Annotated in this window: 14 protein-coding genes; 13 read left to right on the top strand and 1 reads right to left on the bottom strand. The window is 33.9% G+C overall.

Annotated elements, in window-relative coordinates; all coding sequences use genetic code 11:
* Positions 1–505 precede the first annotated feature (505 nt).
* The 6 genes from DOK78_RS10690 (at position 506) to DOK78_RS10665 (ending at position 4,724) form a co-directional block, all read left to right on the top strand.
* Positions 506–688, top strand: coding sequence for a hypothetical protein (locus DOK78_RS10690; RefSeq protein ID WP_207940375.1), 183 nt, complete (start codon positions 506–508; stop codon positions 686–688).
* A gap of 237 nt (positions 689–925) precedes the next feature.
* Positions 926–2,377, top strand: coding sequence for a CotH kinase family protein (locus DOK78_RS10685; RefSeq protein ID WP_207940376.1), 1,452 nt, complete (start codon positions 926–928; stop codon positions 2,375–2,377).
* A gap of 134 nt (positions 2,378–2,511) precedes the next feature.
* Positions 2,512–3,204: an NAD(P)H-dependent oxidoreductase gene (locus DOK78_RS10680; protein ID WP_207940377.1), complete on the top strand. Its 693-nt coding sequence runs from the start codon at positions 2,512–2,514 to the stop codon at positions 3,202–3,204.
* A gap of 12 nt (positions 3,205–3,216) precedes the next feature.
* Positions 3,217–3,396, top strand: a complete 180-nt coding sequence (locus DOK78_RS10675) for a hypothetical protein (RefSeq protein ID WP_207940378.1) — start codon at positions 3,217–3,219, stop codon at positions 3,394–3,396.
* A 209-nt stretch (positions 3,397–3,605) separates the two neighbouring features.
* The gene (locus tag DOK78_RS10670; RefSeq protein WP_207940379.1) at positions 3,606–4,154 is read left to right on the top strand and encodes a chromate transporter; all 549 of its coding nucleotides are present in this window, start codon (positions 3,606–3,608) and stop codon (positions 4,152–4,154) included.
* Between the two features lie 12 nt (positions 4,155–4,166).
* The gene (locus DOK78_RS10665) at positions 4,167–4,724 is read left to right on the top strand and encodes a chromate transporter (protein ID WP_207940380.1); all 558 of its coding nucleotides are present in this window, start codon (positions 4,167–4,169) and stop codon (positions 4,722–4,724) included.
* Positions 4,725–4,858: 134 nt separating this feature from the next.
* On the opposite strand, the gene DOK78_RS10660 is transcribed toward DOK78_RS10665, so the two are convergent.
* On the bottom strand, positions 4,859–6,073 hold the full coding sequence (locus DOK78_RS10660) for an MFS transporter (RefSeq protein ID WP_207940381.1): 1,215 nt from the start codon (positions 6,071–6,073) through the stop codon (positions 4,859–4,861).
* A gap of 419 nt (positions 6,074–6,492) precedes the next feature.
* Between DOK78_RS10660 and DOK78_RS10655 the strand changes: the two genes are divergently transcribed.
* From DOK78_RS10655 to tkt, 7 genes are all read left to right on the top strand, one after another.
* Positions 6,493–8,412, top strand: coding sequence for a BglG family transcription antiterminator (locus tag DOK78_RS10655; RefSeq protein WP_207940382.1), 1,920 nt, complete (start codon positions 6,493–6,495; stop codon positions 8,410–8,412).
* A 2-nt stretch (positions 8,413–8,414) separates the two neighbouring features.
* Positions 8,415–8,885 carry a fructose PTS transporter subunit IIA gene (locus DOK78_RS10650; RefSeq protein WP_207940383.1) on the top strand — a complete coding sequence of 157 codons (471 nt, stop codon included), beginning with the start codon at positions 8,415–8,417 and terminating at the stop codon, positions 8,883–8,885.
* Between the two features lie 13 nt (positions 8,886–8,898).
* Positions 8,899–9,213 carry a PTS fructose transporter subunit IIB gene (locus DOK78_RS10645; RefSeq protein ID WP_207940384.1) on the top strand — a complete coding sequence of 105 codons (315 nt, stop codon included), beginning with the start codon at positions 8,899–8,901 and terminating at the stop codon, positions 9,211–9,213.
* A gap of 30 nt (positions 9,214–9,243) precedes the next feature.
* Complete coding sequence (locus DOK78_RS10640) at positions 9,244–10,299, top strand: PTS fructose transporter subunit IIC (protein WP_207940385.1); 1,056 nt, start codon at positions 9,244–9,246, stop codon at positions 10,297–10,299.
* A 578-nt stretch (positions 10,300–10,877) separates the two neighbouring features.
* Entirely contained in the window at positions 10,878–12,155 is a 1,278-nt protein-coding gene (locus tag DOK78_RS10635; protein ID WP_207940386.1) for a class II D-tagatose-bisphosphate aldolase non-catalytic subunit, read from the top strand.
* 18 nt (positions 12,156–12,173) lie between these two features.
* Positions 12,174–12,818, top strand: coding sequence for a fructose-6-phosphate aldolase (fsa, locus tag DOK78_RS10630; protein WP_207940387.1), 645 nt, complete (start codon positions 12,174–12,176; stop codon positions 12,816–12,818).
* Between the two features lie 58 nt (positions 12,819–12,876).
* The gene (gene tkt / locus DOK78_RS10625) at positions 12,877–14,871 is read left to right on the top strand and encodes a transketolase (protein ID WP_207940388.1); all 1,995 of its coding nucleotides are present in this window, start codon (positions 12,877–12,879) and stop codon (positions 14,869–14,871) included.
* Positions 14,872–14,878 lie beyond the last annotated feature (7 nt).

Raw genomic sequence — 14,878 nt, 5'->3', positions numbered from 1 at the left:
GATATACGCCGACTCATCTCTAATGTTTTGATGTGTCGGCGTTATTTGTTTGCTTTTGAAAAGGTTTTGCATCACAATCTTAACAAGAAATACAGTTAAGATTTTTTAGTAGCCTTATTTATTACTGGTTTAATTAGTCGCTTGTTTATGAGCTTAGTTGTTGCGAAAGATTGAGCAGAAATTGCGATGCTAAAGGCTCTTAGATTTACAAACTAGGATATATCTTTTAGAAAATTAAATCAAATAGACTTCAAAGACGTGTTAATCTTTGAAGTCTATTTTTTAATAATAAATACTTAAATTTTGAACATTTTAACTTGGGATAATTAGACAATGAAACGTTGATTTTTGTGTTTTATGACATAAATAGATGATTTATTTAATCGTTTTACGACGTTCAGGGCAAAAAAAGCAACGTTTGAGCTATAAATAGTTTAACGACCGATTAATATGATAAACTGCCAATAACTAATTATCGCAATAGAAAAGAAAGAAGTGAATATAAATGGCAGAAATTAAAATTGGAAAATTCATCGAAGCAAAAGATCCAAATGAAGAGTACGTGAATGGAAAAATAGAAAAAATTTTACAAAATACTGTTATTATTGTAGACAAAGAATTCAATCGATTTCTCGTTCGAAAAAAAGATTTAGAACAATCACAAGAAGTCTTAACAAACAATCATTAAATAAAATGATTAATGTCAGATGGATCAAGAAATAAATGGAAATGCAAACGTATTCAGAAAGAAGAGAAGCAGTTGATTTAGGTTTAATCAACTGCTTCTCTTCTTATTTGTCAGATAACGACAGCTAATTCCTATGTTAATCATTTCTAAATTAAAGCTGAATTTGTAGTTTAAGGTTCATTTAAGCTAGCGAAGGTATTCTTTTATTATCAACTTATTAAAAAAGGAGTTTTAATCATGCAAAGAAAAAAAACTCGCTATGCGATAATTAGCTCTATGTTTCTTTTAGCTACGCTCACAGCATGCACAGATACAAGTGCAACGAGTACAACAGATACACTCACAACCACAACAAGTAGTGTAGTCGAAGATAGTTCAACCGAAGAAGGAACGGATGCTAGCTTTTTTACTAATGAAATAGTTCATTCAATCAGCATTGATGTGGATGAAAATGAATTAGCAAGCTTAATTGAATCCTATCAAACTGATGGAACGAAAGAATGGATTGAAGCATCAGTTACAATTGATGGAACCACTTTTGAAAGTGTCGGTTTAAAATTAAAGGGAAATTCAACTTTACGAACAATTTCTAATCAATCTTCAGAAGAAATTAAGGTTGAAGAATTACCCTGGGTTATTCGTTTAGACAAATATGTGGACGACCAAGAATATATGGGACGTTCACGCTTTGTCATTCGAGGGAATAATACAGAATCATCGTTAAATGAAGCTGTAGCTTTAGCGATGTTAAATGAAGCGGGTGTTCAAACAGAAGAAAGTACCTTTTCAAGTTTTTCTATCAATGGTTCTGAGGCAAAATTACGTTTAGTGATTGATGTACCGGATGATGATTTATGGACAGAAGAACACTTTGGAACAGAAGGTGTATTATATAAAGCGGAGTCTGGTGGCGATTATTCTTATCGAGGAACTGAAGTTAGTGATTATGACGGTGTTTTTGAACAAAAATATGGACAAGATGACTTTACACCATTAACTACCTTCCTTGAATTTATTAACAATGCAACGGATGAAGAGTTTGCTGAACAGTTGGAAGACTATCTAGATGTCGATGCATTTGCAACTTATTTGGCTATGCAAGATTTAGTCGGTAATGAAGATGATATTGATGGACCAGGAAATAATTCGTATCTTTATTACGATTATGAAACCTCGAAAATGACGGTTGTTGCTTGGGATCAAAATTTATCTTTAGGCAGTGGCATGATGGGGAATCGTCCGGAAGGGGAGTTTAATCCGGAAGATTTCTCTGGAACAGAACGACTTGAACTTCCAGAAAATGGAAATTTTGAAGATGGTGAAGGGTTTGAACCATCCGCAGACTTTGAAAATGGCGAAATGCCCACTGAACCATTGGAAGGTGGACGACCGAATGGCGAAGGGATGAAAGGCATAGGAGAAAATACCTTAGCTACTCGTTTTAGAGAGAATAGTTCATTTAGCGAATTAATTGAAGAAAAGAAATCTGAATATACAGCTTCCATTATCGACAGTCATTTTGCGAGTGATGTTTTAGAACAATATCAAACGTTATTAGCTGAACAAGCATCTGATTTCATTGATTCTGAAACATTAAATTCAGAAGTAAGCACTATTTCTGAGTACTTAACGAATACTTTAAGTGAAACTACAACAGAAACACAAGAAACGACTTCAGAAGTTCAATAAATTAACTTAAACCTATCTTTGATTTTTTATTCAAAGATAGGTTTTTTTGTACGTAACGTGAAGAATTTCTGGAACAATTTACTTTTCAAATTAACTAATCTATATTTTAATAGTGGGTATAAGGAGGGAAAAGAATGAAGACACTCGTTATCGTTTCGCATCCAGACATCTCAGGTTCTAGCAGTCAAAAATATTTGAAAGACTCTTTTCCTCAATCTGAAGCACTGACGTATCATCACTTAGAAACAATTTATCCAGATGGGAAAATTGATACAAAACAAGAGCAACGTTTACTAAAGGAACACGATCGTATTATTCTCCAATTTCCTTTCTACTGGTATTCATCTCCAGCTATGTTAAAACAATGGTTAGATGATGTGTTGGCAGAAGGCTTTGCTTATGGACCTCGAGGCACTGCACTCAAAGGGAAGGAATTGGGTTTGGTTTTAATTATTGGTGCTGCCGAAAAAGAATATCAAGTAGGTGGAAGAGAAGGGTTTACTATCAGTGCCTTAACAACCCCTTATCAAGCAATGGCGAAAAAGCTACAAATGACTTTTTTAAAACCATTTTTGATTTATCAATTTCAATATATGAACGAACAGGAGAAGATGCGCTTACTTATCGGCTATCAACAATATTTGGCCATACATGATTTTGATTCCTTACGTGCCAAAGAGCGGTGGTATTTAGAGCAATTATCTCAATTAAATGAGACATATTTACCCGAAAATAGCGGATTTATTCTTGAACAAATAGAAGAATTTATCATAGATACACGGATGGAACTTGATGAAATCCAAATGTATCTTGATGGCACAAGTTAGAAAGGAGTAGCTATGGAATTACAGTGGATTAACGAACAATTAGATCAGTTATTTTCAGAGAGTCGTGATTACAAACAAAAAGCTTTTCTGTTAGGATTAAAAGAATTGATTATAGAACAGCAGAAAAGAAAAGAGCAATTACAAAGCAGATTAGATGGTGAATTATGGTCACCTAAAGGATGGCAAGAGTAAATTTTTTTTCTTTCTTGTTGTCTTAGAAAAAATTGCTGTCAAAAAATTCACTACATCAACCAAGGCGTACGAACCGTTTAGTTACAAGTAAATGGTTCGTACGCCTTGGTTTTGATTATCCTTGAAAATGTTTCTAGTCTACCAAAAGGACCGAATTAAATGTTATAATGTAGGTTAATTTAAAAAATTTCAAACTAGAGGAGGAGTAAATGAAATCAAGTAAAATTTTTCGTCTTATATTTACTAGAATGTTTTTTATTAGTGCGTTTACTTTTGGAGGAGGTTATGTAGTTGTTCCAATGATTCAGCAATATTTTGTGAAAGAAAATAAACTGCTTAAAAATCAAGAAGTGCTTGATATGGCAGCAATTGCTCAATCCTCTCCTGGAGCTATCGCAGTGAATTTATCAGTATTGACAGGTTATCATTTAAAAGGATTGAAAGGGGCTTTTGTAGCAGCGGTAGCAACATTATTGCCCCCCTTACTTTTATTATCAGTTATCTCAATGTTTTATGTGAGTTTTCGTCAAAATATGTTAATTGCGGCTGTTCTAAAAGGGATGGAGGCCGCAGTAGTTGCGATGATTATTGATTTTATTATTAATATGACACAAACAATTACGCAAGAAAAAAACTGGTTTTTCATGTTATGGATTCCGTTGTCTTTTGTTGCGAATTATTTCTTTCATGTCTCGGTTATTTGGATACTGCTTGTTTGCATTGCAACCTCAATTGGCTATGCCCTATATAAAAAGTAAAGGAGAGCAGATATGTTTGCATTGTTTTATACATTTCTTAAGATTGGTCTTTTAAGCATTGGTGGTGGATACGCTATTATTCCATTAATTCAAATGGAAGTAGTAGAAAAAATGGAGTGGTTAACAATACAAGAATATAGCGATATTATTACCATTTCGCAAATGACACCAGGACCATTAGCAGTAAACACTTCTACATTTGTTGGCTTACGCGTATTGGGGATACCAGGTGCAATCGTAGCAACTGTAAGTTGTGTCATTAGTGGTTGTCTTATCTCAATGATTTTTTATCAATGGTATCTTAAAAATAAAGAAAATAAATTTTTCCATTATGTCATCACAGCATTAAAATCAGCCTCTTTGGGACTGATTATTTCTGCAGCAGTATTGATGATTTTACTTGCATTATTTGGAACCATGTCTTTGAAAGATCAAAATTCTGCGTTTAGTTTGACAGCATTGTGCATTACCATTATTTCCTTATTTTTATTGAGAAAATACCGAATAAATCCGATTATGTTATTGATTTTAAGCGGTTTTGCAGGAATCATTTTTTATTATCCATGGTGAAAATGAATAAGTGGTTGATATAAAGCTGTAGTAAGAGAAAAATAAGTAGGGAATAAGGAAAACTTATCACCTACTTATTTTTTAGTATGAGTTTCAAAAAAACTTTAAATGTTTATTCCATCTATTATCTGAATTTAAGAAGGAGTAATTTTAGATACATCTTTTAAAAAGAACGATACAATCCCAGCTATCACGGCAATAAGCACACCACAAATGATAAATAGAAGAGAAGCCCCTGATTTTTCTAGGATGCCCCCTGCTAACATTAACACAAAAGGTTGTAAGACAGATGGTAGAAGAAACAAACTCATGATGATTCCCATGTTTTCAAGTAAAGCAACGCGGTGTAATTTTGTAAGGAGTAGAATATTCAAAATTCCCCACAACAGGCCAACTATCAATAAAATCATTCCAAGTAGCCATATATTATTGATTAATCCAACTAGAGCAAAGGCAAGTCCTAAGCATAGCATGATCGTTAACAACTCTTTTTTACTTGCTTTAAATTTAACGAAAAAGGCTATAATTACTCCGATTACTACCCCAATTCCCAATAAAGATAATAATAAATTAAGCATTTCCGTCGAAACATTTCCTGCATTTAGCTGTGACACAATTGGTAAAACAAATTGCTGTAATCCAGAAATAGGTAGGTTGACGACTGCGCTTACTAGCAATAATAAAATCACTTGAATAGCGTTACTGGTCTGTTCGCCAGGACTTGAAGATACCTTATTGGAAAGCAAATCATCTTGGTTAGTCTTCCGTTCGATAATAAAATTAACAACGCCCAATAAGGTCACAATTATTAATACAATACTTAGGTAAATGAACAGTGGTTGATAAAAAAATAGTGACAGCGCTAAACTGGGAATACTCAGTAAAACCAGTTGATTGATTAATTGAACCAGACTGTTTGCTCGAATTAAATTTTCTGGTGCTACCAATTTAGGAATGACAGAATATAATCCTGGAACGATTAGAGACCAAACGATTGCGAAACCAATACTAACTAAATAAATAATTACTGGGCTATTCATTTCACGAATAAAAAGGCCCAAATTAAGAACACCAAAAATGAAAGTAAGGAGAGCTCCCCATTTTATTATACGAATATTTCCCAACCAATCCGTCAGAAAACCACTTAATGGAAGCATAATCAACTGAGTAGCTGCTAGATAAAGCATGGCTCGCCCATAAATTAAAGTCCATCCAGTAAATGAAGCATCAGCATTGCTCTGCATCTCATTAATAAAATATGTGAAGAAAACTTGCATAAATTGACCAAAAGTAAAGAATAAGAAAAACAGCAATAAATATAAATAAAAGATTCCCCGTTTCTTTGTCATAACACTTCCTCCTCCAATTAATTAATGCTTCATAATTTAATTATAATGTATTTTTAAGGTGTTTAATACTATTAAAAATAATGAATTTTTTATCTATTTGATTTAGAAACTAAAAGTGAGACTTTAAAACTATGTATATGTTTACTATAATCAAACCGTATATTAAATGACAAAAATAAGAGGATTAAGGTATCAAAATAGTCAAAGAAAAATATCTAAATTAATCAATTGCCAGTATCTGACGAAGGTACTGGCACTTATTCTATAATTTTATGAGTTGCAACAAGTGAACAATTCTACTCAAAACTTGTTGCAATGAAATGTAATATTCAGTATTCAGTTATCAGCCTATAATAAAAATGTATTCATGATAACGCTAACAAAAATGAAGTTTTTTTAAGTTAGGATGTGCGTATCATATGTTAACAAAACGACAAAAGGAATTACTTGAACTACTAGAATCAAGAGATGATTTTTTAACGGTTCAATTTATTGCAAATAAATTAGGCGTCTCAAAACGAACCATTCATTCCGAGTTGAACCAGTTAGAAGATTATATTCAAAGTTTAGGTAAGTACTTTGAAAAAAAGAGAGGGGTTGGCATTGTATTAAGGGAATTAAAGGAACAGGAGTATCAAAAAGAGACTGATGAAGTGACTGATTTGTACGACACTGTTACAAGACGGATAGATATTATGAAAATACTGCTTTTTGAAGAACGAGATGTCAGTTTTAATCATTTATCTGAGATGTATATGGTAAGTAAGACATCCATTAGCAAAGACTTTGAATATATTATGCGAATTCTTCGGGCTGGTTCTAACATTGAATTAGCTAGTGATGTTCATGGTACCAGAATTTCAGGAAGTGAATTAGATATTCAAAAAGCTTGTCTACAATTTAATCGTTATATTATTAGCAATTCAGATTTTTATTATGAAGATACGATTCCAATGAAAATGAATGTTCTTGCTTCATATTATGGGGACAAAATTATCTCAGTATGTACCAATATTTTATATAACTATGTACGAGATAATAGCAATGCAATTTCTGATTATTACGTACAAAACGTATTGAACATTTTTATTATTTTAGTTTATCGCAGTTTAAATGGACATCACATTCAAGAAAATGAAGAAACTGAAAATGCTGAATATACATTATTTTTTGAAGAAAGTGCTGTTCGTCTATTGCACAAAGCTGCATTACGTTTAAATTTTTCATATACAAATGAAGATGTAAAATTTTTCTCTCAACATCTTATATCGAATCGTTTTGAATCTTTACCAGAAGAGAGCATTGATAGCGTTGTTGTTCGTGAGTTGTTGACGCAAGTGTCGGAAGCATTATCCATTGATTTTTCAAATGATAAGAAATTAGAAGAACAATTAATTAATCATATTCCACCGATGATTTATCGCTTGCGTTCAAACAATAAAACCGATAACCCTTTTACAGAACAAATAAAGACAGAATTTTCTTTAACCTTTAATGTTATTTGGGTAGTTTTAAGTGAATACGAGAAAATTTTAGGTATTTCATTTAATGAAGACGAAATTGCATTTTTAACAATATATTTTCAATCAGCCATTGAACGAGCAAAAATTAATCGTAAAATTTTGGTGATTTGTCAGATGGGTATCGCCACGTCGGAATTGTTAATGAATCGAATTAAAAATATTTTACCGTCTCTGGATACAATTGAAGTTGCATCAGTCGCAGAATTAGAACATATTGATGTTCATCAATTTGATTTAGTTATTTCAACAATCAAAATAGAAATTCCCGAGAAAAACATATTATTTGTTTCACCATTTTTAACAGATAATGATATCGAAAAAATTAAAAAGTCTGGCTATCAGCCAAGTAACATCAATAAAATAAATCCTTTATTAGCGTCGCATCATTTAAAAAAATTTATTCAACCAGATTTTATTTATATGGATACAGATTTCTCGTCTAAAGAAGAAGTATTCAATACGATTGGATCAGAATTGGTAAACAAACAATTTGTAACATCAGAGTTTGTAGAAAATCTTTTTCAACGAGAAAAATTAGGCGGAACCGATCTTCCTTCTGGTACAGCAGTTCCTCATGGAAATCCGATACATGTTCATCAAACTGTGATTGTGATTGTAAAAAACAAGAAGAAATTCAAATGGGAAAAGTACTATGTTGATATTATTTTCTTAATTTGTATTGCGAAAAAAGATACCTCGCAAACAAGGCGAATTTTAGCTGACATTTACAACATAGTTGATGATTCGAACATGCTTAAAGAAATGAGAGGGAATTTTTCTAAAAAGGATATATTGAAAAACTTAGGGAGTGAGTAAATGTGGAAAAACCAGAAAGTAACAAGAATGTAATTTCCGAAGACTTAATTTTTTTAGATAAAGAAGTTAGTAGTCAAGATGAAATCATTCAACTTATTGTCGATAATGCACAGGAAAAAGGATATGTCAGTGATAAAGAAAATCTTTATAACGCAGTCAAAAAAAGAGAACAAGAAGTTCCTACTGCCATAGGTTATTCCATTGCCATTCCGCATGGAAAAACGGATGCAGTAAGCCATCCCTTTATTGCTTTTGTTAGAGCAGAACAAGAAGTTCGCTGGACAGAAAAAAGTGAAGAAATGGTTCGCTTGATTTTTCTAATTGGTGTTCCAGAAAATAGTGAAAATAACTTACATTTAAAATTTATCTCTCAATTAAGTAAACGACTTTTAGATGAGGAATTCAGAGATAAATTATTGAACCAAAAAAATAAAACGGGTGTCTTTGAACAATTAAGTTCAATTGAAATTTAAGGAGGAATTATAAATGAAAGTAGTAGCAATCACAGCATGTCCAACAGGAATCGCCCATACGTATATGGCGCAAGAAGCAATTGAGAAAGAATGTAAAAAACGTGGATACGAGGTAAAAGTTGAAACACAAGGAAGTATGGGAATTGAAAATGAATTAGAGCAAGACGAAATTGATGCAGCTGATGTAGTTATCTTAGCAGTAGCAATCGGTATTGAAGGTGAGGATCGTTTTGAAGAAAAAGAGAGTGAAGGCAAAGTACTTACCGTTGATCCTGGTGAAGCAATTAAAAAGATTACAGAAGTAATTGATCGCGCTGAAAAACTATAGTTCTTCACTAAATTAAGGAGTCGATAATAGATGAATAAGAAACAAAATAATTTCTTTAAAGATGTACAAAAAGCATTTAACACAGGTGTGTCCTTCATGTTACCGGCAGTTGTCGTCGGAGGTATCTTTTTAGCAATCTCTTTAGCGACTGGTGAAGCAACGGATGCAGGGATGGAAGTTACTAATCCATTCATGAAAAATATTTTGGACATGGGGTCTGCAGGATTTGCGATGATGATCCCACTATTATCTGGATACATTGCTAATTCATTAGCTGGCAAACCAGCTTTAGTACCCGGCATGATTTTGGGATACATCGCCAATAATCCAATTGGTGAAAGTCAAGTAAAAACAGGATTTTTAGGCGCAATGATACTAGGTGTAGCAACTGGTTATTTTGTTCGTTGGATTAAAACATGGAAAGTGCCGGCTACGATTCGTACAATTATGCCAATATTAATTGTACCGGTTATTACAACTTTTGTCTTAGGGCTACTTTATATTTATGTTATCGCTGTGCCGATTGGAGCCGGCATGGACTGGTTAGTTGATGTTTTAGGTAAAATGCAAGGAAGTAGTGCCATTATTTTAGGAATGATTCTTGGCGCAATGACGGCTTTTGACATGGGTGGACCGATTAATAAAACAGCGACAGCATTCACAATTGCTCTGATGGCAGAAGGCGTTTATGAACCAAATGGTGCGCATCGAATCGCTTGTGCAGTTCCACCATTAGCGATGGCTATCTCTACTTTCATTGATCGTAAAAAATATACAACTGCAGATAAAGATTTAGGGATTTCGGCTTTCTTTATGGGCTTAATTGGAATTACAGAAGGTGCAATTCCATTTGCCGTTAAAGATATTAAGCGCGTACTTCCAGCAATTGTAATTGGTAGTGCAATCGCAGGTGGTTTAGGGATGGCCAATGGAGTTGAAGCCTTAGTTCCACATGGTGGCTTAATTATCTTACCTGTAGTTAACGGTAAATTATGGTATACGCTCTCAATGTTTATCGGTGTCTTTGTTTCAGTGGCCATTCTGCATTTTACAAAACCAAATATTGATACTGTTGAAGAAAACTAATTCGTATTTAAAAAGTTAGTCTAACTAACCATGTGTAAAGTAATGTTGTTACACATCTGATTGAAAAAACAGTTCGAACGAAAGAGCATTTTATTACAACTAGGTATGTCACTGATAAGGGGAGTCAAATTTACATTGACTCCCAAATATATCAAAAAGAGAATACATTATTCCATGTGACAACTTGTTGACCGATAGGCAGAAGTTCCTTTCCAGTAAATAAATTAACATTAGAAGATAGGACAAGCACATCGTGACACTCAAATTGAAAGGTACCAAGCAGCGAGCATAGCTTTATTGACATCAGAACAAAAGATGTTTCGTAGTTAAGTGCTGATTTATTATTACAAATGTTATTTAATTTCACAAAGAAACGATTGTTATTTTTAGAGATAATGAGCATGATTTTGTTGAAGATTGTTTTATTAACTTATTTAATTGCAACAACTATACAAAACACCTATGAAACTTGTTGAAGGAATTTGTAATATTCAGTATTCAAAAACAATTTTATACTAAAAAAGTAATAGCTGATGTATGAAAAGTCATAAAAAAATAGAAATTGGAGATGGTAGAGAATGGAAAAATTACCAATCAAAACAGTCGTCGAAGGTTTATTAGAATTACAAAAAACGGGTGAAAGTGCAACATTACTTGGCATTGGTCCAATGTCTAAAAACTGTGTTCAAGCAACATTGGAATTATCACATGAAGATGACTATCCTGTAATGTTTATTGCTAGCCGAAATCAAGTAGATGCAGATGAATTAGGCGGCGGTTATGTAAACGGATGGAATCAATTCACATTTGCACAAGCAGTTGAAGAAGTTGCAGAAGAAATCGGTTATGACAATTTGTACTATTTATGCCGTGATCATGGAGGTCCTTGGCAACGTGATCAAGAACGTAATGACCATTTACCAACAGAATTGGCAATGGAGCTAGGACAAAAATCATATACAGCAGATATTGAAGCAGGTTTTGATTTATTAATGATTGATCCTACTAAAGATCCATTTGAAGTTGGAAAAGTCATTCCATTAGATACTGTTTTAGAAAGAACTGTTGATTTGATTGAATTCTGTGAAAAAGAACGTAAAGCACGTAACTTTCCTGAAATTGGTTATGAAGTGGGAACAGAAGAAACAAATGGTGGTTTAACTTCAACAGAAACTTATGAAACATTTATTTTACGATTAAAAGATGAATTAGAAAAACGTGGTTTACCAATGCCAACATTTATTGTTGGACAAACAGGAACGTTAACACGTAAAACAGAACAAGTTGGAACATTCAACTTCAAGAATGCTTATGATTTAGCACAAATGGCGAAACAATATGGTGTTGGTTTGAAAGAACACAACGGGGACTATTTAGATGATATAACATTATTAGAACATATTCCTTCTGAAATTACAGCAACAAATGTCGCACCTCAATACGGTACAGAAGAAACACGTGCTTATTTAAACCTTGCAGCTGTAGAAGCACGTTTAGTAGAAAATGGACTAGTGAAAGAATCTTCTAATACCCGCGAAACATTATTAATTCATGCAATTAAGAGTGAACGTTGGAGAAAATGGATGGTTGGCGAACAAAAAGAATTGACGGTTGAGCAAATCTTAGATTCTGGTGATGATCAATTACAAGCAGAAATTTTAGATATTGCTGGTCATTATACGTTTAATGATGATGAAGTAAAAGCTGAAATTGAAAAATTGTATGCTAACTTGAAAGAATACAATATTGATGGTCAACGTTACGTAGTCGATCATATCAAACGTCCAATTCGTGACTATGCAGAATGCTACAATTTAAAAGGTGTTACTACTCGAATTAAAAATGTTTCTAAATAAGAAGGGATAGGAAGAAGAATGAAATTTTTCTTAGACACTGCAAATGTTGCTGAAATTAAAAAAATTAATACCTTGGGCTTAGTAGACGGTGTTACAACAAATCCTACTATTATTTCAAAAGAAGGCCGTGATTTTGAAGAAGTTATTAAAGAAATTTGTTCAACTATCGATGGTCCCGTCAGTGCAGAAGTAACTGGTTTGACTGCTGATGAAATGATTAAAGAAGCAAGAGTCATTGCAAAATGGGCAGACAATGTTGTAGTGAAAATCCCAATGACAGAAGAAGGTTTGCGAGCAGTTCATGTCCTTTCTCATGAAGGAATCAAAACGAATGTGACATTGATTTTTACTGTTGCTCAAGGTTTGATGGCGATGAAGGCAGGTGCAACTTACATTAGTCCATTTGTTGGTCGATTGGAAGATATAGGGACAGATGCGTATGAGTTGATTGCCAATTTACGAAATATCATTGATTTTTATGGCTTTGATACAGAGATTATCGCAGCAAGTATTCGTAACTTACCACATGTTGAAACAGTAGCTAAACTAGGCGCTCATATTGCAACAATCCCAGGCAATTTATTTCCTAAGTTATGGGGACATCCTTTAACTGATCAAGGAATTGAAACATTTTTAAAAGACTGGGAAGCATTTAATAAATAGAGTGAGAAGGATAGCTAATCGCAAGGTTAGCTATCCTTTTTAAGAAAAGAGGATAAATATGTTTACAGCAATAGATCAAAAAGCTATCAATGCCATTCGAACATTAAGTATTGATGCTGTTGAAAAAGCAAATTCGGGACATCCGGGTTTACCAATGGGTGCTGCTCCGATGGCTTATGTTTTGTGGAGTAAATTCTTAAAAATTAATCCGACAACTTCTAAAAAATGGACGAATCGTGATCGCTTTGTTTTATCAGCAGGTCATGGATCGGCTCTATTGTATAGTTTATTACACTTATCTGGTTATAACGTATCCATTGATGACTTAAAGCAGTTTCGTCAATGGGATTCCTTAACACCTGGTCATCCAGAAGTCACACATACAGATGGTGTGGAAGCAACGACTGGACCACTTGGGCAAGGCATCGCAATGGCTGTTGGAATGGCAATGGCGGAAGCCCATCTTTCTGCGACTTACAATCAGGAAAATTATCCGATTATGGATCATTATACCTATGCATTATGTGGAGACGGTGATTTGATGGAAGGTGTTTCTCAAGAAGCAGCATCAATGGCCGGTCATATGAAGTTGAATAAATTAATTGTTTTATATGATTCAAATGATATTTCTTTAGACGGACCAACGTCAAAAGCCTTTACTGAAAATGTAGGACAAAGGTTTGAAGCCTATGGTTGGGAGCATCTTTTTGTTAAAGATGGGAATGACTTAGATGAAATTTATACAGCCATTGAAACAGCACGAAAATCAGATAAACCAACATTAATTGAAGTAAAAACAGTCATTGGTTACGGGTCAGTTAATCAAGGAACATCGAAAGTTCATGGTTCACCTCTAGGGCAAGAAGATACAAAGAAAGTCAAATCTTTTTATGGTGTTAATTCAGAGGAAGCCTTCACTGTCTCTAAGGAAGTTCGTAGTCATTTTATTGAGCAAATTGTTTGCCGAGGTGAAAAAGAAGAACGCGAATGGCAAGCTCTTTTTGCAAACTATGAGAAAGAATATCCTAAATTAGCTAGACAATATTTGGAAGCCTTTAATAATGAATTACCTAAAGATTGGACAGAAAATCTACCCGCTTATGAAGTTGGTACAAGTGCGGCGAGTCGTGTGACAAGTAAAGAGATTATTCAAGTATTGTCACAAAATATTCCTACACTATGGGGTGGATCAGCAGATTTATCAGCTTCTAATAATACAATGGTATCAGCTGAAACTGATTTTTCTCCAGAAAATTATGCAGGAAGAAACATTTGGTTTGGTGTCCGTGAGTTTGCGATGGCCGCTGCGATGAATGGTATTCAACTTCATGGCGGAAGTAAAATATATGGTGGAACGTTCTTTGTTTTTGTTGATTACTTACGTGCAGCAGTTCGTCTAAGTGCTCTACAAAAATTACCTGTAACCTATGTTCTGACGCATGATTCTGTGGCTGTTGGTGAAGATGGACCTACACATGAACCTGTTGAACAATTAGCAAGTTTACGTTGCATGCCCGATATCCATGTCATTCGTCCAGCTGATGGAAATGAAACTGTCGCAGCTTGGAAAGTAGCTATTTCTTCCAAAGATACACCCACTGTTTTAGTCTTAAGTCGTCAAAATTTACCTGTTATTCCAGGTACCATCGAACTGGCGACAGAAGGTGTTCCTAAAGGTGGGTATGTCATTTCTCAATCACAAGGAGAAAAACCTGAAGGCATTTTAATTGCGACTGGTTCAGAAGTAAATCTAGCTATTGAAGCACAACGTAAACTTTTAGCAGAGGGAAAAGATGTTTCGGTAGTGTCTCTACCAAGCTTTGATTTATTTGAACAACAAGATAAAGCTTATAAAGAAACAGTATTGCCCTCTGATGTATTGAAACGAGTATCAATTGAAATGGGCGCAAGTTTTGGATGGGAAAGATATGTAGGTTTTACAGGGAAAATTATTGGCATTGATCGTTTTGGAGCTAGTGCACCTGGAGATACCGTTATTGAAAAATACGGATTTACGGTTGAACACGTAGTAGACACCTACAATTCACTATAATAGATGC

This window comes from Enterococcus sp. DIV2402 (assembly GCF_017426705.2).
GTDB lineage: Bacteria > Bacillota > Bacilli > Lactobacillales > Enterococcaceae > Enterococcus_F > Enterococcus_F lowellii.
Note: the sequence above shows the minus strand (reverse complement) of the source record. Positions and strands in the feature narration are given on the sequence as shown.